We start from the raw sequence: 23,724 nt of genomic DNA, 5'->3' as shown, positions 1-23,724 counted from the left end.
ATTACTCAGTTGTTTGCGTGGGTTTATAGCCAATTGGCATTCTTCCTCTTGAAAGCATATTTTGTCGCTCTCTTTTTTTCAGATCCCGTACGCTTGGTGCAAATGCATGTTTTTGTTGCATTGCTTTAATCTGTCTTTCTTTTATTTTTTCTTCCAACGCTAACTCTTGTGCCGGATTTGTCTTTTCTAGTCTATCAAGAATACTAAAATCTTCTAATGCATATACAAGAGTCGTTGGTTCATGTTCACGCAACACTTGAACAGTAATAGGTTCATTCGGTTTTTTTGCGATTATATTTTTATAAATTTGGAAACGATGAGAGGTATCGGTTGCCGGTATATTATCAACATGAGTAATGATGTCTCCAGTCATAAAACCGAGTGCAGCTCCTAATGAATGTTTTTTTGTTTGGCCAACGCGGCATCCAATGCTGCGACCTTTTTGGAATGCAGTTGTTAGGTCAAGCATGTCTATAAATTGTGCAAGGTTTTGTATGCGTTCGGTAAATGCTTGTGGGTTAATTGTGTGATGATATTCATCAATTTTTTTAACTACGTTTTCCCAGCCGCTTAATGCTGCATAAGTTGGGTCAAGTTCAGCATCTTTTTCACGTAAATAAAGTACCTCTTGTTGCCCATTTGAACGCAAGAAAATAACTTTGTTTTTAAAAATACGTATAAGTTGTGCATCACTTATAGTGTTACCAACTTTATATGTTTGCTCATTTTTTGTTTGATTGTCTTGAATTACTGCTCGATTTTTACTGTCATCGCTTGCTATAACTACAATTCCTTTGAGTGTAATATTGAGCGGATCTAAAAACGCTGGCCTTGGCATTTCAGGTGTTCTTGGTAGTTCAGGTGTTGGTGCCTGTGGAACAGGAATTTGTATAGCTGGTGAAATCGGCTGTTTGAATTCTTTTTGATATGTATCAAAAAGGTCATTTTCATAGATTTTACTTAAATTAATTTTGATTTCATCCCGCTTAATGCGTTCAGCCGAAAGTTCTGGCTCTATTGATTCTCGGTAAGGGACTTTTTGGCGTGAAAGCAGCATAAAAAGGAATGCGCCAATTAACAATACAGCAATGGCACTGTTTAAAATCCACAATGGATGTCTCATGAAGATATTCCTTTTTTAATACCTAATGTTTCAACGATAGCGTTCTTGTTGTGTTATTGTCAAGAGCAAATTCCTTCTTAATTGAAACTTTAAATAACATAGTAGGGTAATTATTTAGGGTGACGGAATTGTTGTTAAAATAGTATCAATCACTTGATCGCTGGATATATCTTCAGCTTGTGCTTCGTAGGTTAATCCTAAGCGATGACGTAACACTGCAGGTGCAACTATTTTGACGTCATCAGGAGTAACAAAGTGACGACGCTTTAAAAAAGCATGTGCTTTTGCAGCATACGATAAAGCAAGTGTTGCGCGGGGCGAAACGCCATGAGCAATATAAGGAGCAATGCGCGCTAAGTTGTATCCCTTTGGATCACGTGTTGCAAAAACAATATCTAAAATATAATTTGCGATTTTGTCGTCCATATAGATTTGCTGCACAAGCTTTTGAGCTTTAAATATGTCTTCTTTAGTTAAAATGCGAGCAATGCTTTTTGAATCAAATGTTTTCCTTAAAATTTCTCTTTCTTCATCTTTCTGCGGATAATCAACAAGAAGCTTAAACATGAATCTGTCAACTTGTGCTTCAGGCAGTTGATAGGTGCCTTCTTGTTCGATTGGATTCTGTGTTGCAAAAACTAAAAAAGGTTCATCTAAGGTAAATGTTTCAGATCCAATAGTAACTTGATGTTCTTGCATAGCTTCCAAGAGGGCTGACTGAACTTTTGCCGGTGCACGGTTGATTTCATCAGCTAAGATTAAATTAGCAAATACAGGACCTTTTTTGGTTTCAAAGTTTTGTGTCTTAGGGTTATAAATTAATGTTCCAATTAAATCAGATGGCAATAAATCAGGAGTAAATTGAATGCGATTAAAACTGAGGCCAAGAGCTTCTGTGACCGCTTTGATCATAGTTGTTTTTGCAACGCCGGGTACACCTTCAAGGAGAATGTGTCCATTGCATAAAAGTGCTACATTAATAAAATCTATAATATCTTTTTGACCAACAATAACTTTGCCGACCTCTTGCGAAAGACCAGTAAATCGACTACTTTCGTCTTTAATTTGTTGTATTGTTGATTCTGAAATAGTTGTATCTGTCATAACGAACCTTTTTTTTCTTAATATAAAACTAAAAAGAAAATGATCATGCTTTTTTTCTTTATAAATGATAATCTTTATTCTAACATGTTGAATGAATAAGACAATGCGTCTGTAATACCAATTTTTTAGGAACGATTATGATCTTGTCAGGAAGAGAGATTAAGCGCCGACTTGATAAAGATATTTTTATTACGCCGTTTAATCCTCAGCAATTAAACCCTAACAGTTACAATTTGCGTTTGCATAATGAGCTTATGGTTTATGAAGATGAAGCTTTGGATATGAAGAAAAAGCCAAGTGTGCGTAATATCATCATTCCCGAGGAAGGTATTTTGCTGGAACCGGGTATTTTGTATTTAGCGCGAACCATTGAGCACACCAAAACCTTAGGGTGTGTGCCTATGTTAGAAGGGCGTTCTTCTATTGGGCGTTTAGGTTTGTTTATTCATATTACTGCCGGATTTGGTGATGTAGGATTTACCGGTTTTTGGACATTAGAAATGTTTTGTGTCAAACCGATTCGTATTTATCCGGGTGTTGAAATTTGCCAAGTTTTCTATCATACGATTGAAGGTGACTTTGATGAATATCAAAGTAATAAATATCAAAATAATCAGGGAATTCAACCGAGTATGTTGTATAAAGATTTTAAGCAATATTTAAGATAAGTAAATAAAAAGCCCCGCAACTTGCGGGGCTTTTTATTTACTTACGATTTAGAAGTTCTTTCAATTTTATCTTTTGATGATCGTGGGCTTAAGGGTCCGGAGAAGAAATGTTTTGTTTTTGATCCACGCGAATTTCGTCTTTTTCTACTTGATGAACTGTCTGGATTTTTAATTTCGTCTTCATGCTCACGATATGCTTGTATCTGATGAGCAATCATCTGTATCTGAAGTTCCATGGTTGCACGTCCTTCAACTTGTTTCTTAAGCAATTCAAATATCTGTTCTTGTTGTCTTTGTAATCGCATTATTTGAGGTAAAAGTTCTTCTGTTTTTTCATTAACTTCTTTTTTTTCTTGATTTAATTGTTTGAGTATTTCATTCTGTTGCCGTATTACTATGGGCATTTGTCCGAGCCATTTTTGTGTGTCGGCCGTATCAACAAGTTGGGTATAGCCAAGGGCGCTAAAAGCTAATTCTTGTGTCTCTTCATGCGCTTTTTTATGAGCTTCTTGCAGTGGTTTAATGTCATGCTCATAGAGTTTTCGCATAAGCTCAAAGCATTTATGTTGCATTGCAGGATCTATATCTTTGGCATCTGCAGATAAGTGAGTGTGATTTGCAAGATAAAGAAGATAATCCTCAGAAATTGTCTGTAAAATTTTTAATAGAACGGCACATTTTGTAGGGCTTTCATCAAGGATTGATGTTATTTTCTTTAGATCAGGATTGCGTTCATGTTGTGCAAGAAGTTCACATTCTTCGGGATTTGATCCAAGGTTCAATAGTTGATCAGTTATTTCATCGGAAAAAGATAGGAATGTTTTTATTTTTTGTAAATTTTCTTCTGTTTGTACAACGTGTGCAACTATAGCTAATGCTTCTTGCTCTTTCTGTGGCATTTCTGAATAATGTTTTTGTGCTGTTGCCAGAACATGTGGCATCATTTTTAATAAGTTTGTCCACTCAGGAAGACTTTCTGTTTTGATGGTTTTTGTTTGTAGGAGAGGCTCGTCGGCGATTTTTTGCATTTGAGCTGTAATTTGTGGCGCTGTGCCTTCGGTGAATGACTTACTAGGGGTTCTGCGATGCCCACGTCTAGACGCTAATGTTATTCTTGATTGTGTCCGTGATAATTTTTTTTCAGTTTCATTTGAAATAGTTGTATTAGGCAACGAAGATTGAGACGTGCTCCATTTGCTTAAGCTGCGAGGTTTGTCAGGGGCGGAATCGGCAGTTTTTATAAAAGTGGAACTTAATAGAAAAAGAGAGATGATTGTATATTTCATTGGTTGCTCCTTTTTTTTAAAAATAGGGATCGCAATATTGTCGTTGCAGATATACCAAACGGATTTTGCAAAGTAAAGAGATTAGTATGTTTTTATTGGGCCGTTGGGCAAGCCGCGAATGAATTGGTAGATGTAAGGATTGGTACATTGCCAAATATCTTTTGCTGGACCGAAATAGGCAATGTTCCCTTGATACAGAAATGCAATGTTATCAGCAAACTGAAAAAGATCTGTGCTGTGTGTGATAACGATAGATGTTACCTGGAACTGTTTTTGTAGGCCAAACATTAATTCATGAATGCGTCGTTCAGTAACAGGATCTAGGCCGGTTGTCGGTTCATCATATAAAATAATTTTTGGATTGGTAATTAAGGTGCGCGCTAATCCTACGCGTTTTGCCATGCCACCTGAAAGTTCTGAAGGATATTTGTATAATGTATCTTCAGGAAGTTGAACCAATGCCAATTTTTCTTTTATAATAGGGATGATTTCCTCTTTTTGGTGCCCATCATTGAGCATGCTAATGCCAACATTTTGCCAAACAGTTAGTGAGTCGAGTAGTGCGGCAAACTGAAAGACATAGCCAAATTTTTTTAGTTGTTCATTTAACTGCGATGGATTTAGTTTGGTGATGTCTGTGTCGTCAATAAGAATTTGTCCGGAAGTGGGTTTGATGAGGCCAATAATTTGTTTAAGGAGTAATGATTTTCCTTCACCGGATCGGCCAATAATGACGGTCATTTGTCCTGAGGGGATGCTTAAATTTAAATTATCGGTAATAGTGCGATCACCAAATTTTTTAACAAGATTGCGAATTTGAATCATAGATGATCCAAAAGTTTAGTTAAAAAGAAGTTAATTACCAATATCAAAACTGAACTAAGTACGACCGCTTCTGTTGTTGCTTTGCCTACACCGCGTGCGCCACCATGGGTATAGTAACCTTTATAGCATCCGACCCACGTTAAAATTAACCCAAAAAAAGCAGATTTAATAAGGCCGCCCATAATGTCATTGAGTTTGCAAAATTGTATAATATTTGCAACATACTGTTCGCCGCTTAAATTGAGTGAATAGGCAACAACAAAGTAGCCTCCAATAATTCCACAGATACTACAAAACAAAGATAAGCATGGTAAAACTAAGATGCCGGCAAATATGCGTGGTGCTATTAAATAAGAAAATGTGTTGATGCGCAACGTGACAAGTGCATCAATCTGTTCGGTAATGCGCATCGTGCCCAATTCGGCTGCAATTGCAGAGCATGCACGTCCGGTCACCATTAAACCGGTCAGAACAGGCCCTAATTCACGCGCCATGGCAAGTGCAGTAACTGATCCGATAAATTGTTCGCCGCCAATACGTGAAAAACCGATATAACTTTGCAATGCAAAAACCATACCGGTAAAAGTACCAGTCAATATAACAATATTTAAGGAGTCAATGCCAATCTGTTCAATCTGTTGTAGCAACGCTTGAAATTTTAATGGTTTAGTAAGGCCAATGTATATTGCTTGTAACAGAAAAAAGGCAAAGCGTTTGCTGTTTTTATATGCATGCACTGCATATGAACCAATAACGTTCAGGGGATGTATGAAAGACATATACATGCTAAAGAGTATTGTTAACCTTGTTCTGCCGGTGCGGTTGGCATTGGTGCAGGTGCTTGGATAGGCATTTGTGCTTGACGTTGACGTACGAAAGTTGCAGCATTATTTTGTTGTGTTCTCCAAATTGACAATGCAAGTCCACCAACCATAAAAATGGTGCCCATAACCCAGGTAGTCTTTTGGAATAAATCTTGACCACCGGAACCACCAAAAAGCATTTGAGTTCCGCCACCAATTGCACCTAGACCCATGCCGCCTTTACCTTGTTGGATTAAGATGATAAAAACAAGCAAAATGCAATTAATTGTGTAGAGCGTTAGAAGAAGGGTGAATAACATGCTAGATCTCCGTTTAATAATAAAAAAGCTATTTTATCATTAGGATACTCTTTTTGCATGTTTTTGCAAAATCATACAGATTTTTTTTGTGATTTTTTAGAGGTCATGAAATTTTGCTATCTATGAATTCAATGAGAATTGGATCCCATTCGTCATTTAACGCTTCAGCATTAAGGTTTAGAAGGTATCTTTTTCTTTTTTCATGGTCAGTTTTTTGTGCAGCCCTTAATATTTTTTGAATTTTAGGGTCATTTGATATTATTCGTTTTCCGGATAGGTTTGCGGTTATTTGTGTAACCCATAGGCGATTTAACCGGTCAAATGTATAAATAGGTTGTCTTGCTTCTTTTGAAAGCAAGGGTTGAGTTTCCGCTGCAAAGCATGTACCGGCGCTTATGATTAAGAAAGTGAGCAATAGTTTTTTCATATTTTTTCCTATATTAAAATTATATGAATATTAAAAGATGTATTATTATTGACAATACCTGTTTTTTAATTCACATTGCAATAATATTAGGGCGTTTTTAAAATTTTAATCTTAAAATCCTATAATTTCATATAAGATGAAGCTAAAGTAGGTGGCTATGAGTAAAGAAGCTGTTATTCGGCCAATGCATCGCTTTTGGATGACAGCAAAAGCAACAATGGTAAATGCAAGCAATGCAAAAGGTAATAAATGCCAGATGGGGAGCAGATTGATTGATGGAGGGTTGAGCAAGGTAAGTATTCCAAGCATTAAACCGCCTTGATTCCATATTGAGCCGAATGCATTACCAAGTATGAGTGCGTATTCTTTATTTTTTATTGCAGTTAAACTTAGAGTTAGTTCAGGTAATGAGGTTCCTAATGCAATAAATGTGGCACCAAAATGTGCAATAGGAAGTCCAAGTAAGCGTGTTAGTTCAATTGCATAAGTGACCGTGAGGTGTGCTGCAAAAAGAACTACACAAACTGCTAAAATCAGTTTGATACATGTGCCGACAATACCGGTAACGATCCATTCATTTTCGAGCGTTTTTTCGATATGTGCCATATTGTCTTTATGCATGTTATTTTGGCCGCGTAATTTGAAAAAGAATAGATTAATAGTGAAGTACATTAATATTAGAGTTAGGCCATGCCAAAAGGTTAATTGTTGATGTGCAAAAATAAAAAGAATTAAAAGGACTGTGCTGATGAGCAAGTATATAGTTCGAGCAAGTTCATTCTTTTCAATGAGTATGGGACGGATGAAGAATGCAGGAATGCCAAGACCCATAGCTAAATCAAAGAAGTTCGAACCCATGATGTCTCCGACAGCTAGAGCGGGAGTTTTTAACCATGTTGCATTAAAAAGTACAAAAAATTCTGGAAGTCCGGTGGAAATTGATATGAAAAAGAAACCAATAATAAGGGTGGAAATGCCGGATAAGTAGGCAAGTTGTAGGCTATAACGGACAGCCAATTCACCTGATAGCCAGAGCAGTATTAAGCCGGTGATAACGAATGTAATTGATAAAAACATTGTAGGTCCCCTCTTTATTTAGTTTTTAATGATATGTTCAAATGTTGCAAAATCTAAACTAGCGCCACCGATTAACAGACCATCTATATGTTTAATTGATAAAATATTGTGTGCATTTTGTGCATTGACGCTGCCGCCATAAAGAAGAGAAAAACGGGTATCGGTCTGTTTTCTTGATTGAGTATGAAGCCATGCAAATATTTCAGTTAAATATGCAACTTCAGGAATGATGCCGGTGCCTATTGCCCAGATTGGCTCATAGGCAATTGCATAATGTTTAACATGATGATTAAGTTCTGTGATGGCGGTGTAAATAAATTCAAGTTGTTCGTTTAAAATGTTATATGTTTTTTTTTGTTCAAAAGCTTCTTTTGATTCACCAATACAGATAATGGGGGTGATATTTTGTTTAAGAAGCTCTTTGCATTTTTGTTCAATATCAACATTGCTTTCATGTTGATATTTTCTATTTTCTGAATGGCCAATAATACAATAGGTGCATCCTGTTTGTGCAAGTGATTGAGCCGAAACTTGACCGGTATAAGCACCGGAGCCGTGTCGCGATACTGTTTGTGCACCAATATGAACTTTTGTATTTTTTAATATCTGTTTTACATTGTACAATGCAGGAAATGAAGGGCATAATATAATTTCGCTCTGTGATTGATCAGCAACTTTTTTTAAGCCTTCAAGATGATTGTGCGCAAATGCACAAGCTTGATCAAAAGATAATTGCATTTTCCAATTGGCGACAAACATTTTTTTCCCCATGCTATAGAGCTCCTTAATGTAGGTTTATATAATATTAATCGTGTTATACCCCTGGATTCTCTTTTAGTAACGTTCTGATGCGCATGTATTCGCGTGGAGTTAAGCTTTTTACGTCGGGCAAGGAACAACGATGCTTTTTTGTGACGAAAAGCTTTGTCTTACTGTTTAAAACATCGCTCTGGCTTAACCTTGATAAGGCTTCAAGTTTTTGTTTTGCGAATGTTGTAACAGCCGTCTTCCTGTTTTTTGGAGAATCAACGGAGGCTGCTCTCGGCCGTGTTTCTCGATTTTCCATAGTTAATAATGGTGCAGAATGGAAAAAGATAGTTATCACTATTATTTTCTTCATAATATTGCCTTTAAGTGACACCTATTTTTTAACATCACTATTTAAAAATTCATTTATCTAATGTGTAATTGATCATTTTTGAGTTCAACATGTATCTCTTGTGTTTCTGGGTGTTGAAGCAAAAATTGTGAAATTGGCACAGTTATATGATTTTGTATTGCACGCTTGAGAGGCCGTGCGCCGAATTCAGGTGAATAGCCAAGTTCGGCAATACGTTTAATTGCACCGTCGGAAATCTGTAATTTTACATTGCGTTCAGCAAGTCTATTTTCCAAAAGAGCAATTTGTAGGTGTGCAATTTTTTGTACGTTGGCTTCAGATAGTTTTTTGAAGTATACAATTGCATCAATACGGTTTAAAAATTCAGGCCGGAAGGTTTTGTGTAGAATCATCTCAATCTGTTTTTTTACTTCATCGGTTAATGCATTGGCTTCAAGGATTAAACTTGACCCAATGTTAGAGGTCATGATAATGATAGTGTTTTTGAATGAAACGGTGCGACCTTGTGAATCGGTTAATCTGCCATCGTCTAAGATTTGAAGCAAAATGTTAAACACATCACTGTGTGCTTTTTCTATTTCATCAAATAAGATAACGCTATACGGATGTCTGCGGACTTGCTCAGTTAATTGCCCGCCTTCTTCATAACCAATGTAACCTGGAGGAGCACCAATTAAACGTGCAACGGCATGTTTTTCCATGTATTCTGACATATCAATGCGAATCATTTTATGTGGATCATTAAATAAAAAATCGGCAAGCGTACGGGCAGCTTCAGTTTTCCCTACACCGGTTGGTCCAAGAAAAAGAAATGAACCGATTGGGCGGTTTGGGTCTGTTAATCCGGTGCGATGCATTTGAATTGCATGAGTAATTTTTTCAACCGCTTCATCTTGGCCAATCACCTGTTTGTCTAGAATTTTTTGCATATTAAGTAGTTTTTCGGTTTCACTTTCTTTGAGCTTTTCTGCAGGGATTTTTATCCAACGGGAAAGAACTGCGGCAATATCATCTTGATCAACTTCTTGTTTTATTAATTTTGTTTTAAGGTTTTTTATTTTATTTTTTTCTTGTTCAAGTTTTGCTTCAAGTTTGGCGATTGTGCCATATTTAATTTCAGAAGCTTTTGCAAAGTCTCCGGCACGTTCTGCCATGTGATATTGATAGTTTGAGTTTTCAATTTCTTCTTTAATTTTGTTTATTTTCTCAAGTGGTGCTTTTTCCGCTTTCCATTGATTAAGCAGCTTGTTGTGTTCTTCTTTGAGTTCAGCGAGTTCTTTTTCTAGTTTTTCAAGACGGTCTTTTGCTTTACCGTCATCTTTTTCTTTTTGTAGGGCAACTTTTTCAATTTCAAGTTGACGAATACTACGTTCAAGTTTGTCGATTAGTTCAGGTTGTGAATCGATTGACATTTTGACCATTGCAGCTGCTTCATCCATCAAATCAATTGCTTTATCAGGCAAAAAACGATCGGAAATATTTTTATCTGATAACTTTACTGCATCGATGAGCGCTTGATCTTTGATGTGGATTCCATGATGTAATTCATACCGTTCTTTCAGTCCACGTAAAATTGAAATAGCATCTTCAACAGAAGGTTCTTCAACTAATACTTTTTGAAAACGGCGTTCTAGGGCGGAATCCTTCTCGATATATTTTTTGTACTCTTTGAGTGTAGTTGCGCCGATGCAATGCAGTTGTCCACGTGCAAGAGCAGGTTTGAGTAGATTTGAAGCGTCCATGCCACCACCGGATGAACCGGCACCAATTAACATATGTAATTCATCGATAAATAGAATGATATCATCAGGATTTTTTTCGATCTCTTTTAAAATATTTTTTATGCGATCTTCAAATTCACCTTGATATTTTGCACCTGCAATTAATAACCCGAGATCTAAGCTAAATATTTTTTTGCCTTTTAAGCTTTCAGGGACATCGTTATCAACAATGCGTTGTGCTATGCCTTCCACAATTGCAGTTTTACCAACACCTGGTTCACCAATGAGTACAGGATTATTTTTCGTCCTACGGGATAAAATTTGAATCACACGGCGAATTTCATCATGTCTGCCTATTACCGGGTCTAATTTTCCTAAACGTGCTTGTTCGGTTATATTTTGTGCATATTTTTCTAAAACATTATATGCGCTTTCGGCGGTTTTGCTATCCACGGTACTTCCTTTTCTTAATTCTTTCATATAGGTAAGTATATTTGAATGGGTGAATGCATGCTGCTTAAAGAACGATCGCAAAAACGGAGGCAGATGTTCAGTTTGTGCCCATGCAAGCATGATATGTTCTAGGCTTATAAATTGGTCATTTAATGCGTCAGCTTCTTTTTTGCATAAGGTTAAAAAGTCTTGCATGGCAACATCCATGCTCAACTTGGTTCCTGGTGCTGAAGGCAATTGGTCTAGAGCTTGAGCAGTCAATGTGCGCAGTTGATCAATGGGGATGTTGAGCATTTGTAAGAATGAAATACAAAAATCATTATGTAATGCGGCATCAATAGTGTGGACCGGTTGTAATGTTGGGTTGTTTTTTTGCATTGCCAGTCTAACAGCATCATTGATCAGTTCTTGGGTTGCATTAGTAAAGTTTTGTGTATCCACTAATTTATCCTGAGTGAAATTGTTTGCAATTTAGCATATCTGTTTTGCTGTTTTTTTAAGCCTTTACGGTTAAAGTTAGGGTAATATATTTACCTTGTACAAACAATAGTTTTATCTTTTTTTTGGTATATTTTATTAAAAAAAATAATCGAGGCTATGATTATGAAAATAGGAATTACTTTTTCTTTATTAGTTTCCCTTTGTAGCTTAAATGGAATGTTTGTGTCGCCAATAAAGAAAGCTTTATCATGCACGATTTCAAAATCATTTGGGACTAAAGCTTTCGAAATTAATCCGGGTATTGTATGGCTACGATCGCTTAATAAAGCACTTCAAATGAAAGAATCCATACGGTTTGTTGAATCGCATGCTGCTTTAGCATATGCATTTTCTCGTGAAGCTGGTGAATTTCCAGATTTTAATGGTTGTTGTGAGTTTGTGACAGAGGCCTACTTGAGTGATTTGTCTAAAACAGATCAAGCTTTTGTTGCAGGATTGGCTGCATCTATAGTAGAAAAGTAGGGTTTTTATTTTTCTTCGTCTTTCAATTTTGCTTTAATAAAATCTATATACGCTTTACTCCAGTTCTCCTTTGTTGCTTTTGATAGTAATTGTAGCAAGCTTTTTTTGCGGTCCTCTGAGTTGCGTTTTAAAGCAATCTTGTATATTCGATATTCTTCTGAATCCGATGCAAATGAGCTGTCTATATAGCCCATTGTTTCTGCTGCGAGCCAGCAATCTTCCAGCTCTTCTGTATCAATTAAGGTTAAATCGAAAGTGCCGTACTTGGTTCTATGAGCTTCACTGTTAATGGTTAAATTTATTAACCCAAAAAGGAATAATAAAAGTATGTTATTGTATTTCATTTTTTATCTTTCAAGATCAGGCATTCCTTGATGTGTTTTTTCATGAGATTTATCCTTTTTTTAGTTAATAAAATTTACTTAAAATGAATTAGCTTTTGGCCTTTTCCTTAAATGTGATTTAATGGTGCTTATAAATCCTTTTTCATTTAATTTTTTATTAATAAACTCTCTCAAAGAAGCATCCCATTGTTCTTCCTTGGCCTTGAGAGCAATTTGTTCTAACTCTTTTTTTCGCTCACTGGAGTCACTTATTTTTGCAATTAGGCATACATCATTTTCTTCAGGGAGGAGATCTTTTGGGGGTTTGTAGAAGTTGGGGAATTGTTTATACCCTGTCCAGCACTTCTCCAATGCTTGTATGTCGACATCAAAAGCAAATCCTACTCCCGGAATCATTGTGCCATGAGGATATCTTTTGCGTTCATTGGGGCTATGATCACTGGCGTGTGAATATGGCGATAACAACATTAAACTTATTAATATTAATACATATTTTTTCATCTTTTATTCTCATTGTTTATGGTGAAGCTATTATAAAATATCATCTTTTTCTTTAAGTATAGAGTTGAAAGTGTTGCAATATCAATGGTTTTTCATGTTAAAAGAAGCTTTTAGAAGGATGATGTCATTTTTATAGGTGTTTTTTAGTTTCGAATATCTTTATTTCGACGTAATTTGTGATAGCTAATAGCAAAATGATGGGCATAATCACGTAAAGCAATTAATGTTTTGCCGATTGGGGTTTTGACGTCCAGATGAATGCCATCAGGGTGCAATGGCGTGAAAAGAAGCTCTTCTCGTTTTGCTAAGCTTGCAAATAGTGTATTAGGAAACAGATCTTTGACCGCATTCAGTTGGCCTTTGCCACCATCAATCAATATTAAATCGGGTAGATCTTCAGGTTTTTTATAGCGGCGCGAAACGATTTCATGCAGTGCAGCGTAATCATTTTGCTCTTGTAAAGAACGAATTTTAAATCGCCTAAAGTTGTTTTTATCAGGTAGACCATTGCTAAAGCGCACACATGATCCAACCAAATATGAGCTTTGAAAATGTGAGATATCAAAACAATCAATGGTGCGAATTGGTTTGTTTGTTTGCAACAGCTCTTGCAATGATTGAGCTAATTGCTCTTTATCAATAGGCAAGCGCTTTGTTTGATGCATAGCAATAAACACGCTTGGTGCATATTTTTCGTGTGAATACTTTACGTGTAATGTATTAAAAATCATATCAAGATCAAGTACATATTGATGGAGTTTTTTTGCTTTTTCAAAAGCTAACACTTTGGTGTGCTCTTTTATTTTTTTGTGTAACCTCGTCAAAAAGTTTTTTCGGTTTTTTTTGAGTGCACTTTTTGCTAATTCAATACGAAAGAGATAATCCTTACTATCAAATATATCTTTGCACGATCCGGCACATCTACCAATATGATAATCAAGGCAACCGTTGGCAATCTTTTTGTTACATATCTGTAGTTTAAAGGTATCGATTAAGAATTTGGCGACAGAGCGGGCTTGGCGCTTATGCAAAAAGGGGCCAAAAAATATGCCTTTTTCTTTTTTATTGCGCACAATCTTCAGTTCGGGTAGTTCTTGTTTGCTAAACATTAAATATACAAATGGTTGACCACTTTTGAGCAAAACATTGAATTTGGGTTTATGTTCACCAATCAATTGCGCTTCAAGTAGCATTGCTTCAATTTCAGTATTGGTGAGTACAAAATCTATATTATGAGCTTCTTGAAGTAATGCTTGTACTTTCCAATCGCTATTTTTGGCAAAATAGCTGCGCACCCTGTTTTTGAGTGATTTGGCTTTACCTATATACAGAATCTCATTGTTTTCATCTTTAAATAGGTATACGCCCGGTAATGAGGGTAAGTGTTGTGTTTTGAGCTTATCCATACTTTTCAATATAGCATTTTATTGGGTTTTGCATAAAAAAAGAGTGATTTATGTTATATTGACTTCTTTCCTCACCAGTTTGCATGGTTTGGAAGAAGTACCAAATATAGAGAATCTAGGATCGCTAAGTATCAGGAATAACAGTATAAGCAGTTTTGATGGGATGCCGGTACAGCCGAACCTGCAAGAGCTAGATATTAGTGGTAACCAATTTAGTGAAGATGCAAAAGAGCAAGGAAGAGAGCTTATGCCAAATATTGTTATTACTACTGATACTACTTTTTAATATTCTTGCTCAATAATAAGCGGCTCATGAAGAGCCGCTTATGCTTACTTTACAATAACTCTACATTTATCTTATTTAATGAATGACAACGGTGCGGTTGAATGCCGTGTTGAATGCAACTTGCTGTTGAGCTAGAGCTGCACGTTCTTGTGCTTGTCTTGCCAGCATAGTATCATGGCCTTTGAGTTGTTCTATCCAATCCGGTTCACTGCGAATAATGTTGATACATGTATCAATCTCTTTCAAGTAGGCGTTGGTTGTTTCGATGCATTCGTGAGCCATGTTAACCAACAGGTTGTCATCGGAGTTTATGATTGCTTCTCTGAACAAGGTTGTAGCATTGTGTAATGCTTTGCGGTAGTTGATAAAGTCGTTGTATGCAGTTACGCGTGGATAGGTAAATTCAATATATTCATTTTTAATGTTTTCAATTAAGTTTTGTTGTAGGTCGATAAGCTCATTAAGAACTTCGTCGTTGATTGCTTGAGATAATGCCTTATGTGCGGTGCCATATTTCCCTTCAGGTAGATTGCGATATGCAAACCATGCTGCTAATGAACCGGTGGCGATTGATGCGGCAGTAATCAATGAAGAAACTATTTCCGGATGATTTACATTTAATGTATGTCTATATGAAATGCCAAGTAACCAGCTTAAAGCATAAAGGGTGGCGCTTCCTGCTCCGATGCCTGATCCGGCCGTTAAAAGTGCAGTTTTAGCAGATATGTTTGGTTTTAATTGGAGGACTTCAGCCCCAGGCTTTTCAGTATGTATATGCATTACAGGCATAAGCAAAGCTATAAGTAAAAGCTTGTGGTGTAGGTTCATGTTTTATCCTCATGAATAATGTTAATAAGTTATACGTAAATATGCTTGTATTATATTCGCTATTCATGGCTTTAGCAACAGGCCAGGAGTGATTTTTATGTTTATATTGTTAAAAATTGACCATTTTGGATAAAGTCTTGTATGCTTCAGTCAAAGTAAAGTTTAAATATGCATTTAAAGGAGCATTTATAATGAATAAAAACATAGTAGTTTCAGTGTTATTATCTCATTTTTCACTTTTTTACGCAGCAGATATACAGATTCCGTTGGTTGAAATTGAAACTCCTTGGGGAGTAAGCGCAATTGAGGGGCGTCGTTTTACAATGGAGGATCGTCATACTGTTGTAAAAAGTGATGAAGGCCAACTTTTTTTTGGTGTATATGATGGTCATGGAGGAAAAAGCGCTGCAGAGTATGTAGCAGAACATCTGCATGCAGAAGTATTTAAAGTTGGTGAAAAAGAAGGATATTTGAATGTTGATGATCAGTTTAGAGGTCGCTCGGGCACAACAGTTGTCACTGCGCGTATAATTCCTGAAGAAGAAGGGCGAAAGCTGGTTATTGCGTGGGCAGGAGATTCACGAGTGCTTTTGGTAAAACAGGATGGCTTAGTTCGTTTTGCAACAACTGATCACAAGCCAAATGATGAAAAAGAAAAAGAGCGAATTGAAAAGTCAGGTGGATATGTTTCGTGGGCAAGAGTTAATGGTGCTTTGGCTGTTGCTCGAGCAATTGGCGATAACTATAGATCTTTTTTGGGTAAAAATGGAGAAAAAATTATCAGTGCAGTTCCTGATATATGTAAAATTGAAATAACTGCAGATGATGCATTTTTAATATTGGCGTGTGATGGTGTTTGGGATGTTATTTCAAATGAGGAAGCGGCACAGTTGGTGTCAAGAGAATTGCAAAAGGAAAAAGGCTCGAAAGTGGAAAAAGAGGGTTCAGCTTTGTCTTTTGAAGATGGCAATGATACTGCGTGTAGATTAGCTGCACAGATGTTAAGAAAAACTGCATTTAATAAAGGTAGCCGAGATAATATAACTGCTATGGTGGTTTTGCTTAATAAACTGAATAAAGCGTCAAAAAAGAAAAAAATAGAAAAAAGTAGAGATGGCAAAAAAGACAATTCCGAGTATCAGGTTTTTGAACCAAGAGTGCCGGCGGATCTTCTCTATGGTTATCCTGGTCCAATTTTTTAATTAAAAATATTCACTATCTTTTTTATCGAATCCATGTGGACTCTTTTTTTTATTGTGAAACGTTTTTATATGGGCTTCCCATAGATGTTTTTGTATTAATATTAATTGCTTTTTTTGTGATTCTAAGTTATTTTTGTACATAACGGTTTTTGTAAGAAAAATACTGGCTATAAAGCAATAGCGCGCCTTTCTTTTTTATACAATACATTTTTTAACATTTTTTAAATTACTTCAGGAGAAGGATATATGTTCAAAACATATAAAGCGACTTTTTGTTTAAGTTTGCTTACGTTTACTTTTATATGGTCAAAAGAGCAATCAATTGGTGCAAGTTATAACGAATTAAAATATGCATATATGTGCTCACAAGGCATTGATACAAAAAATGTCGTAAGTGAGCCCGAAAAAAAAGAAGAGGTTGATTTTTCACTTCCAAAATTGGGTAAACAAGAGCAGGCGTTAAAAATATATGATATTTTACAACATGTCGAGACCGATTATTTTTTTCCATCACAATTAAAGCCGGAACAACAAGCTTCTTTGGATATTTTATATCGCGATTTGGAGCTTTTTTGTGGTGATGGCACATATCCGGAAGCAAATATTGCCGGTATTATTGACCGCACATGGTCATCTGCCGGTTCTGCAGTGTTACGAAAGATGCTGACCAATCCGCTTGCGTCATCAGATCCGAATAAGTTTGAAGCTCGTCAAAATTTGATTAAAAAATTTGTTGCAGATGAAGAGTTGCTGCTTGAAGCTGATGCGCTATGCCGTCAATGGGCTGAAAATGAAGAACGTATGCTTACAAATTGGCTTGAAACTGATGCCGTAAGTAATGACGTTGTAAACAATTGCTATTATCAACAATCTTGGCTTAAGGAATACAATAATAATCCATATGCGATGGAAACATTGACGCGATTGGGGAATTTGGGGACATCAATTCAATTTGGTGGCGATTTAATAATTACGACAGCCGTAGAAATTGTATTAGTTAAGTTGATTTCAGGTCTTTCATTCAAGGATTCAGCTCAGGCTCTTTTTAACACTTATAAGGGCATGTTTGAGCCTTTAAGTATTCCTTTTCGGTGTTTGGCTGCTTCAGCTTATGGTGGATTAAGAGTTTATCAAGCAAAAAAAGCATATGATGCTGCAAAGCAGACTAAAGATGCAATTAACTTCTTACAAGAAAAAATGATTAGTATGAGTAATGTTATTAGCTCAATACAAGCATTACAGGCATTAGGCAATGAGTATGCTGCCGTTACACAAGGTCTTGTGTCATGGCAACATGTGAATAATTTATTGCATTATTCAGAAAATAATGATTTTGCCAAATTAGTTAAACTGTTAGATACAAGTACTTTCACTGGCGAGGCTTCATTCTTTTCACTTTCAGGTCGTGTATTGGCTGCATATGAATTGATGCAAGCGCAAAAAAATAACTTTGCGGGTGCAGTTGAAGTTATGGGTGAGCTAGATGCATGTATTTCTGTTGCAAAATTATATCGTCAATTTGCAGAGCGTAGAGTAAATTTCTGTTTTGCTGATCTTAGAAAGGCTGATACTCCATATATTGATATTAAATCATTTTGGAATCCATTTGTTGATCACAATGTTGTTGTCACTAATGATATTCAATTAGGTGGTATGCACACAGAACAAAATGTTGTACTTACCGGTTCAAATACAGGTGGAAAATCAACTGTAGGGCTTAAAGGAACTTTGATCAGTTTATATCTTGCGCATACATTGGGTATTGCACCGGCAGAGGTTTGCTCATCATCTATATTTACTGATTTCAGTTCATACTTGCATATTTTAGATAGTGTTGCGTTAGGCGAGTCAGCATTCCAAGCAGAAATCAATCGTGCGCAGTCATTGATTAAAGCAGTAAATAGTCTACAGGAAGATGAATTTGCATTTATCGTGATTGACGAACTGTTCAAAGGAACTTCACCTGAAAAAGGTGCTCCTGGTGCCTACAAAGTAATTAAGCATCTTGCAAGTCGCAGCAATGTTGTGTTTATTATTGCTACACACTTTAAATTGTTAACCGAGCTTGAGCAGGAAATGAATTCCGTTAGAAATATGAAGCTTGATATCTATGAAGATGAAGATGGTAATTTGGTTAAGCCATACAAATTGGAAAAAGGTATAAGCACGCAAAATATCGCGGATATTTTGATGGAATCCGGTTTGGATATTCAAGATTTAGATTTTGAATAATTAGTCTAGAGTTTTGAAGTTGGCAGCGGGGACGAAAACATTTCGTCCCCGCTGCGTTTTTATACAATGTAGTTGAATTATGCACCAATGGTAAAGAGTGAAAACGGTTCATCTGCAGCTATAGTAACTGAAAATTGAGTGCCGCTTAATTGTGCAATTGTTAACGAATTGCCGGATAGTGTTTGAGCAAATACTTGATAGCTGTTTGCATCGGTATATGATTGGGCTGTCAGGTTTATAGTATAAACAAATGGTCCCGCACCTGAACGGACAGAAGTGAATCCTGTCCCCGATATTACTGTTCCATCGGCATTAATTGATCCACGATATACAACTAACGGTTTAGCTTCACCAAGTGTAGCGACAACCGGATTGAATGCAGTTTCATCGGGTGTGATAGTCATAGGCGCAATTTTATCTGATGTTACAGCATTATTAGCCAATTTATCATTAGTAATTGAGCCATCAGGAATTGCATCTGCAGGAATTTGGCCGGTTGTAATATTGCCGTTATTAGCAATTAAAGCACCGGTCAAGTTATCAACTTTGAGGGCATCTTTTACAATCAATTTAGCAATGCAAGCATTGTTATTGACTACTAAATCACGCGTAGTTACTTTGCAGAAATATTTGCATTTAATGCGCCGTGTGTTTATTTGCGTTGCTAGCTCATCGTATTCATCAGCTAATTGATTATAAATACGCTCAAGTTTGCAGCGTAATGCTTGTTCTTCAGGTGAGTTAGTATTACACGTAGCTGTTATGCAAGCATGTAATGCTTTAAGGACTGTTTCATAATCAATATTCTTAGCTTCAGAATTAAGGAGTTCTTGGATGTGAGGGTTTTGAAAGTTGCATCCGGCTGTATTCCACATTTCATTCAATGTTCGGCATGCCGAGCTAACTTGTTCATCTAATAAAACAATAAGCTCCGGTTCAAGCATGCTGATTTCATCAAGTGGATCAATCGATTGTGCATGACTGATCATAAAAATCAGTGAACACAACAGATAACGTAAATTCATATTAGGATCCTTTTTTAGCTGATAACAGCAATGTCATTTGCAGTTATACGAATGCGTTGGCCATTGCGTTTAGTAAGCTCAAAGCCATCAAATTTTTCTTCTGCATAGGTTGCGGCCCAATCTTGCAAGAAGTATATTGCAACAAGTTCGCCTAAATTGATGCCATAGTCACCATCTGAACGGTAATGGACACCGGCAAAATCACGTGCTAATGCAATATTTGATGCTAGTTTATCAAGTTCACCACCTACTGTAATTAGATTTGCGCCTTCAGCATTAGTTAATGCAATGAGTAATGTTGGATCATTTGGATTTGGTTTGACTGGTGTTAAATAATCTGCAAATAGCGCTTGATCAGCAACTAATGCTTTTATTACTGTTGTGCATGCACCGGCAACAGTTGCATGTCCTGCTGGATATGATGGATGAGTTGGAGAACCCTCAGGGTACATTAATCCAAGCAAATAGGTTGCATTGTTGGGATCAAGTGGGTTTTGTGTAATATTACGAGCCAAGGTCCAGTCCATAACATTTACGCCACCTAAAGTTGCAAAGAGAGCGTCATTTAAACCGTATGGATTTTCTCCTGTAACTTTAGCTTGATGAGCTAGTCCGGCCATTGCTTCAGGGCGCAATCGGCGAGCAGCGCGCCATTTGTGTGCCCAAGCTTCTTTGAGTGCTTGTACTGAAACTGCTGCAATTAATTGTGATGTATCAGGAGCTCCCATAGTGCCAAACGGATCTTCATTAGGCATCAGCCCATTAAAGTAGGGTAAGTTTGGTGCTGAAGGAAATCCATTATTAATTAATACATTGAGTGCATTGTTGTATGAATCAACCGGGAGGTCATTATGGACCCATGTGCCGGCATCTCGTCCATTAATTGCATAACGTTGTCCATCAAAATCAGTTGGGCCGTAAGCAACAGGAACAAAACCATCTTGAATTGAAACAAAATTATCCCATGTAACACCAAATTCATGCTTACTTGCAGTTGGAATATAAGGATTTATTATTGCCAGTGGCTGGTTTAAAAAGTGTAGATCTTGCCAAAAAAACTGAGAAAGATAGGGGCCAACCAAGCAACCTGCATCAGGACCACGGAAAAGGTTTGCCGGTGTTACCGGTTTAGCGCCTTTGTAATCATTGCCATACGCATTGAGCAGGTTTGCAGCTTTTTGTGTAATTGATTGTCCGTCTGTATCGCGATCAGTTCCTTGACCAGTTCCATAATCATTAAATGAAACGTCACGGCAAATTGCTTGCAGATAAACTTCAGCCATTTCACATGCAGCCCAACGACTATCAAGTTTTGGAGGTAATGCGAGTGGAACTAATGAGCTATCACGTCCAATGAGTGACCAAGCAGCAGAGCATTGTGGATTGACTAACTTACTGGCATCATTTGCGGTGCGCACGATTGTATTATAGGTTTCTTGTTTGCCATTTTTTAATGCTTTTACTAGGGTTTCATAGCTTTGTTGCCCAACATCTGTTGCAATGCCTGTGCTAGCATCGTGAGGAAATGCTTTAGTGTAATTGCCTGCATAATCAGGTACTGTTTCTTGATCTCCATTGTTTTCGTTTTCAATGTTATAGTTTGGTACATTATAATTTTCGTTATAAGCACATCTCATACGAGTTTCATATGCTCCCGGACGTTCATCGTAGGAAAAACGTTCTACGCCATATATATTGTAAACGCAAAGCAATGTGATGCTTAAGATCTGAAAAGGCATTTTTTTTCTCATGCCTATCTCCTTTAAAAGTGAGTGAAAAGTGATTGTTCAGATTTGACACTAGCATATTCATTTTGCGGAATGCAAAAAAATTTTTTTTTTGACTTAATTGATTTACCCTTGGTTTGAAAAAGGGTATAGTAGCAAAGAGTTAGGCAAAGGTTATTTTCGTTTTTTGTTAACAGGGTTAAGACACAATGATTCGTTTAAAGACAGTATTAATGTCAAGCGCAATGCTTTTTTTTAGTTGGATGGGTTATAGATCTATTGGTTATTTTTTCGATAATCAATTGCCGGTAGTTTCAGTTCATGGCATGCAAAATTTATCATATTATGCAGGGGATATTCACTGTAATATTGGTACAAATAAACCGGGACGTTTATCGATTTGGGTGGATAATGCGCCTTTGGTACAAGATTTTAATATGCATACTAAAAACAAACTTTATCCATTTATTATTCCCACACAAACTTTAACTAATGGTGAGCACTCATTTAAAGTTGTTTGTACTGATAAGAGTTACAATGCAAACAGTACAGCTGTTGAGCATTCATTTGTAGTTGACAATAAACCACTTGATGCTGTATTTATGCATGAAAAAAAATTAAAAGTATTGCAAGGGCGAACCCTCCATGTGAAATTTAAAGTTAATAAAGATATTGAGTGTGCATATGTAAAAGCGTTAGCTGAAAGATATGATTGCTTTTTAGAGTCAATGCAGTCGGATATTTATGAATGTTTTATACCTATTTCATGTGATGAAAAGGCAAATGAATATCTGTTTTCGGTTGAAGTCAAAGATCGCGTAGGGAATCACATCACACTTGACAATGCTTTTGAGATTGTACATTGCGATTTTAAAAAACAGACAATAAAAGTTGATCCTGAAAAACTTAAGGAAGAAAAAGAGCGTGGTCGTGCCATTGCTGAACTTGAAGAACAGTTGACTATATTGGCACAAGGTTCACCAAAAGAAAAAATGTGGCAAGGTTCTTTTTGTACGCCAATTGAGATTGATCGGGTTACTTGTGAATACGGAACGGTGAGGACAACTCAGGAGCGTGGACGTTATGCGCACAAAGCATTAGATGTAATAAACCGACCAAAAAGTGTTGTATGGGCAACTCAAGATGGTGTTGTTGCTCTTAAAGATAGATTTGATTTTAGTGGAAATACAGTGGTTGTTGATCATGGTCATGGTATTTTATCTCTTTTTTATCATTTAGATGATTTTGCCGATATTGAAGTTGGGCAAAAAGTTTCAAAAGGCAACCCTCTAGGCACACTTGGCAAAACTGGCTATGCAACCGGTTATCATTTGCACTGGGAAATGCGTGTGAATAATGCACAGGTTGATCCAATGCAATGGACAAAGGAAACCTTTTGATCTTTTAATAGATTTTTAGGATAAACAATGATGTATGCCGGATGGTATGTATGGCTGCTTAATATGAAATCGACTCGTCGTTTTTTATTAACATATACAATAGTTTCAATGTTGTTTTTAGGATGGTTATTCTTTTTATATATACCAATGCATAAGTATGTAGATCAATTGTCATCTGATATTAAGCAACGAAAAAAAGATGTTGATATTTGCACATTACAAGAAACAGCTTGTCAAAAACTATCTCATCAAATGCAGCAATTAAAAAAAGATGTAGGTCTTGATTGTGAATCATTAGATCAATCTTTACAGCATAGTTTTGCTACGATTATACATGAAGTTGAACAGTTAAATTTACAGTTAATTTCATTAAAAGAAGAACGACAAAGTAAAAAAGGTTGGTATACAACTGCATATGTTGAACTTGAAATCTTGGGTTCGTTTATAGCAATTGTGCATTTTTTACAAACAATGGCAGAAAACAAATTATTAGTGCAGTGTAATCAGATGCTCTTGCAACTGCAGCAGGATGAACGGTTCTTATTGCATTGTCAGTTAAAGTTTTTCATACCATCCGGACTTTCTTAAAAATATCAATACAAAGTGATTGGTCTCTTTTTTTTAAAAAATTTTTAGATCAAGCTCATATTATCCAAGTACATTTAAATGTGTTTGCTCTGTTTGTTTATACAACGCGAGTTCGAAAATTCAAGATCCTTGTAAGTAAGAGATTATAGGGGAATGTTCTCCTTTGTCATCCTCGGCTTGAACCTATGCATTACCCACATCTTTTGTAATGCTTTAAATAACATATTTTTTTGTTTTAGACTTTCCATGGCGCCATTTCCCTCATCCTGTCATTCCTGCGAAGGCAGGAATCCAT

Annotated in this window: 24 protein-coding genes; 7 read left to right on the top strand and 17 right to left on the bottom strand. The window is 36.5% G+C overall.

Translation table 11 applies throughout. The annotated features are described in order from the left end of the window. Position 1 precedes the first annotated feature (1 nt). Positions 2–1,123, bottom strand: coding sequence for a type II secretion system protein N (locus tag WD055_05155; protein ID MEX0849592.1), 1,122 nt, complete (start codon positions 1,121–1,123; stop codon positions 2–4). 114 nt (positions 1,124–1,237) lie between these two features. Next, entirely contained in the window at positions 1,238–2,227 is a 990-nt protein-coding gene (locus WD055_05150; GenBank protein ID MEX0849591.1) for a MoxR family ATPase, read from the bottom strand. A gap of 137 nt (positions 2,228–2,364) precedes the next feature. Here WD055_05150 and dcd point away from each other — a divergent pair, with 137 nt between their 5' ends. Beyond that, positions 2,365–2,895, top strand: coding sequence for a dCTP deaminase (gene dcd / locus WD055_05145; protein MEX0849590.1), 531 nt, complete (start codon positions 2,365–2,367; stop codon positions 2,893–2,895). Positions 2,896–2,936: 41 nt separating this feature from the next. Here the strand turns inward: dcd and WD055_05140 are convergent, their stop codons facing one another. The 9 genes from WD055_05140 to WD055_05100 form a co-directional block, all read right to left on the bottom strand. Beyond that, positions 2,937–4,181 carry a hypothetical protein gene (locus WD055_05140; protein ID MEX0849589.1) on the bottom strand — a complete coding sequence of 415 codons (1,245 nt, stop codon included), beginning with the start codon at positions 4,179–4,181 and terminating at the stop codon, positions 2,937–2,939. Between the two features lie 81 nt (positions 4,182–4,262). After that, positions 4,263–5,006 (bottom strand): ATP-binding cassette domain-containing protein, encoded by a 744-nt coding sequence (locus tag WD055_05135; GenBank protein ID MEX0849588.1) that lies wholly within the window; start codon positions 5,004–5,006, stop codon positions 4,263–4,265. Then, positions 5,003–5,791, bottom strand: coding sequence for an ABC transporter permease (locus tag WD055_05130; protein MEX0849587.1), 789 nt, complete (start codon positions 5,789–5,791; stop codon positions 5,003–5,005). Before WD055_05130 ends, WD055_05135 begins: the two co-directional genes overlap by 4 nt. A 14-nt stretch (positions 5,792–5,805) precedes the next feature. Continuing rightward, a complete protein-coding gene (gene secG / locus WD055_05125; protein MEX0849586.1) occupies positions 5,806–6,129 on the bottom strand; it encodes a preprotein translocase subunit SecG in 324 nt (107 codons plus the stop codon). A gap of 103 nt (positions 6,130–6,232) precedes the next feature. Further along, complete coding sequence (locus WD055_05120) at positions 6,233–6,556, bottom strand: hypothetical protein (GenBank protein ID MEX0849585.1); 324 nt, start codon at positions 6,554–6,556, stop codon at positions 6,233–6,235. Positions 6,557–6,667: 111 nt separating this feature from the next. Then, complete coding sequence (locus WD055_05115; protein MEX0849584.1) at positions 6,668–7,633, bottom strand: hypothetical protein; 966 nt, start codon at positions 7,631–7,633, stop codon at positions 6,668–6,670. 18 nt (positions 7,634–7,651) lie between these two features. After that, positions 7,652–8,404 (bottom strand): triose-phosphate isomerase, encoded by a 753-nt coding sequence (tpiA, locus tag WD055_05110; GenBank protein MEX0849583.1) that lies wholly within the window; start codon positions 8,402–8,404, stop codon positions 7,652–7,654. A 43-nt stretch (positions 8,405–8,447) separates the two neighbouring features. Then, positions 8,448–8,753: a hypothetical protein gene (locus tag WD055_05105; protein ID MEX0849582.1), complete on the bottom strand. Its 306-nt coding sequence runs from the start codon at positions 8,751–8,753 to the stop codon at positions 8,448–8,450. A gap of 53 nt (positions 8,754–8,806) precedes the next feature. Continuing rightward, entirely contained in the window at positions 8,807–11,368 is a 2,562-nt protein-coding gene (locus WD055_05100) for an AAA family ATPase (protein MEX0849581.1), read from the bottom strand. A gap of 162 nt (positions 11,369–11,530) precedes the next feature. Between WD055_05100 and WD055_05095 the strand changes: the two genes are divergently transcribed. Further along, a complete protein-coding gene (locus WD055_05095; GenBank protein ID MEX0849580.1) occupies positions 11,531–11,890 on the top strand; it encodes a hypothetical protein in 360 nt (119 codons plus the stop codon). A 5-nt stretch (positions 11,891–11,895) separates the two neighbouring features. Here WD055_05095 and WD055_05090 read toward each other — a convergent pair whose 3' ends face one another. From WD055_05090 to WD055_05080, 3 genes are all read right to left on the bottom strand, one after another. Then, a complete protein-coding gene (locus tag WD055_05090) occupies positions 11,896–12,234 on the bottom strand; it encodes a hypothetical protein (protein MEX0849579.1) in 339 nt (112 codons plus the stop codon). Positions 12,235–12,312: 78 nt separating this feature from the next. After that, complete coding sequence (locus WD055_05085) at positions 12,313–12,735, bottom strand: hypothetical protein (protein MEX0849578.1); 423 nt, start codon at positions 12,733–12,735, stop codon at positions 12,313–12,315. A gap of 143 nt (positions 12,736–12,878) precedes the next feature. After that, positions 12,879–14,141, bottom strand: coding sequence for a GIY-YIG nuclease family protein (locus WD055_05080; protein MEX0849577.1), 1,263 nt, complete (start codon positions 14,139–14,141; stop codon positions 12,879–12,881). Between the two features lie 163 nt (positions 14,142–14,304). On the opposite strand from WD055_05080, the gene WD055_05075 reads away from it, so the two are divergent. Next, complete coding sequence (locus WD055_05075) at positions 14,305–14,427, top strand: hypothetical protein (GenBank protein ID MEX0849576.1); 123 nt, start codon at positions 14,305–14,307, stop codon at positions 14,425–14,427. A 75-nt stretch (positions 14,428–14,502) separates the two neighbouring features. On the opposite strand, the gene WD055_05070 is transcribed toward WD055_05075, so the two are convergent. Then, on the bottom strand, positions 14,503–15,255 hold the full coding sequence (locus WD055_05070; protein MEX0849575.1) for a hypothetical protein: 753 nt from the start codon (positions 15,253–15,255) through the stop codon (positions 14,503–14,505). 191 nt (positions 15,256–15,446) lie between these two features. Here WD055_05070 and WD055_05065 point away from each other — a divergent pair, with 191 nt between their 5' ends. Both WD055_05065 and WD055_05060 read left to right on the top strand, forming a co-directional pair. Further along, a complete protein-coding gene (locus tag WD055_05065) occupies positions 15,447–16,457 on the top strand; it encodes a PP2C family protein-serine/threonine phosphatase (protein ID MEX0849574.1) in 1,011 nt (336 codons plus the stop codon). Between the two features lie 246 nt (positions 16,458–16,703). Then, on the top strand, positions 16,704–18,689 hold the full coding sequence (locus tag WD055_05060; GenBank protein ID MEX0849573.1) for a hypothetical protein: 1,986 nt from the start codon (positions 16,704–16,706) through the stop codon (positions 18,687–18,689). A gap of 77 nt (positions 18,690–18,766) precedes the next feature. Here the strand turns inward: WD055_05060 and WD055_05055 are convergent, their stop codons facing one another. Together WD055_05055 and WD055_05050 are read right to left on the bottom strand one after the other, a co-directional pair. Then, entirely contained in the window at positions 18,767–19,714 is a 948-nt protein-coding gene (locus tag WD055_05055) for a hypothetical protein (protein ID MEX0849572.1), read from the bottom strand. A gap of 14 nt (positions 19,715–19,728) precedes the next feature. Beyond that, complete coding sequence (locus WD055_05050; GenBank protein ID MEX0849571.1) at positions 19,729–21,465, bottom strand: vanadium-dependent haloperoxidase; 1,737 nt, start codon at positions 21,463–21,465, stop codon at positions 19,729–19,731. Positions 21,466–21,650: 185 nt separating this feature from the next. Between WD055_05050 and WD055_05045 the strand changes: the two genes are divergently transcribed. Further along, on the top strand, positions 21,651–22,841 hold the full coding sequence (locus tag WD055_05045; protein MEX0849570.1) for a M23 family metallopeptidase: 1,191 nt from the start codon (positions 21,651–21,653) through the stop codon (positions 22,839–22,841). 27 nt (positions 22,842–22,868) lie between these two features. Next, a complete protein-coding gene (locus WD055_05040) occupies positions 22,869–23,429 on the top strand; it encodes a hypothetical protein (protein MEX0849569.1) in 561 nt (186 codons plus the stop codon). Positions 23,430–23,724 lie beyond the last annotated feature (295 nt).

It is taken from the genome of Candidatus Dependentiae bacterium (genome assembly GCA_040878395.1).
In the GTDB taxonomy this organism is placed as follows: domain Bacteria; phylum Babelota; class Babeliae; order Babelales; family Vermiphilaceae; genus JAKBEL01.
Note: the sequence above shows the minus strand (reverse complement) of the source record. Positions and strands in the feature narration are given on the sequence as shown.

Excerpts from the sequence above, each read along its gene's own strand:
- WD055_05155 (MEX0849592.1), bottom strand. The coding sequence starts at position 1,123 with ATGAGACATCCATTGTGGATTTTAAACAGTGCCATTGCTGTATTGTTA.
- WD055_05150 (MEX0849591.1), bottom strand. The coding sequence starts at position 2,227 with ATGACAGATACAACTATTTCAGAATCAACAATACAACAAATTAAAGAC.
- dcd (MEX0849590.1), top strand. The coding sequence starts at position 2,365 with ATGATCTTGTCAGGAAGAGAGATTAAGCGCCGACTTGATAAAGATATT.
- WD055_05140 (MEX0849589.1), bottom strand. The coding sequence starts at position 4,181 with ATGAAATATACAATCATCTCTCTTTTTCTATTAAGTTCCACTTTTATA.
- WD055_05135 (MEX0849588.1), bottom strand. The coding sequence starts at position 5,006 with ATGATTCAAATTCGCAATCTTGTTAAAAAATTTGGTGATCGCACTATT.
- WD055_05130 (MEX0849587.1), bottom strand. The coding sequence starts at position 5,791 with ATGTATATGTCTTTCATACATCCCCTGAACGTTATTGGTTCATATGCA.
- secG (MEX0849586.1), bottom strand. The coding sequence starts at position 6,129 with ATGTTATTCACCCTTCTTCTAACGCTCTACACAATTAATTGCATTTTG.
- WD055_05120 (MEX0849585.1), bottom strand. The coding sequence starts at position 6,556 with ATGAAAAAACTATTGCTCACTTTCTTAATCATAAGCGCCGGTACATGC.
- WD055_05115 (MEX0849584.1), bottom strand. The coding sequence starts at position 7,633 with ATGTTTTTATCAATTACATTCGTTATCACCGGCTTAATACTGCTCTGG.
- tpiA (MEX0849583.1), bottom strand. The coding sequence starts at position 8,404 with ATGGGGAAAAAAATGTTTGTCGCCAATTGGAAAATGCAATTATCTTTT.
- WD055_05105 (MEX0849582.1), bottom strand. The coding sequence starts at position 8,753 with ATGAAGAAAATAATAGTGATAACTATCTTTTTCCATTCTGCACCATTA.
- WD055_05095 (MEX0849580.1), top strand. The coding sequence starts at position 11,531 with ATGAAAATAGGAATTACTTTTTCTTTATTAGTTTCCCTTTGTAGCTTA.
- WD055_05090 (MEX0849579.1), bottom strand. The coding sequence starts at position 12,234 with ATGAAATACAATAACATACTTTTATTATTCCTTTTTGGGTTAATAAAT.
- WD055_05085 (MEX0849578.1), bottom strand. The coding sequence starts at position 12,735 with ATGAAAAAATATGTATTAATATTAATAAGTTTAATGTTGTTATCGCCA.
- WD055_05080 (MEX0849577.1), bottom strand. The coding sequence starts at position 14,141 with ATGGATAAGCTCAAAACACAACACTTACCCTCATTACCGGGCGTATAC.
- WD055_05075 (MEX0849576.1), top strand. The coding sequence starts at position 14,305 with ATGCCGGTACAGCCGAACCTGCAAGAGCTAGATATTAGTGGTAACCAA.
- WD055_05070 (MEX0849575.1), bottom strand. The coding sequence starts at position 15,255 with ATGAACCTACACCACAAGCTTTTACTTATAGCTTTGCTTATGCCTGTA.
- WD055_05065 (MEX0849574.1), top strand. The coding sequence starts at position 15,447 with ATGAATAAAAACATAGTAGTTTCAGTGTTATTATCTCATTTTTCACTT.
- WD055_05060 (MEX0849573.1), top strand. The coding sequence starts at position 16,704 with ATGTTCAAAACATATAAAGCGACTTTTTGTTTAAGTTTGCTTACGTTT.
- WD055_05055 (MEX0849572.1), bottom strand. The coding sequence starts at position 19,714 with ATGAATTTACGTTATCTGTTGTGTTCACTGATTTTTATGATCAGTCAT.
- WD055_05050 (MEX0849571.1), bottom strand. The coding sequence starts at position 21,465 with ATGAGAAAAAAAATGCCTTTTCAGATCTTAAGCATCACATTGCTTTGC.
- WD055_05045 (MEX0849570.1), top strand. The coding sequence starts at position 21,651 with ATGATTCGTTTAAAGACAGTATTAATGTCAAGCGCAATGCTTTTTTTT.
- WD055_05040 (MEX0849569.1), top strand. The coding sequence starts at position 22,869 with ATGATGTATGCCGGATGGTATGTATGGCTGCTTAATATGAAATCGACT.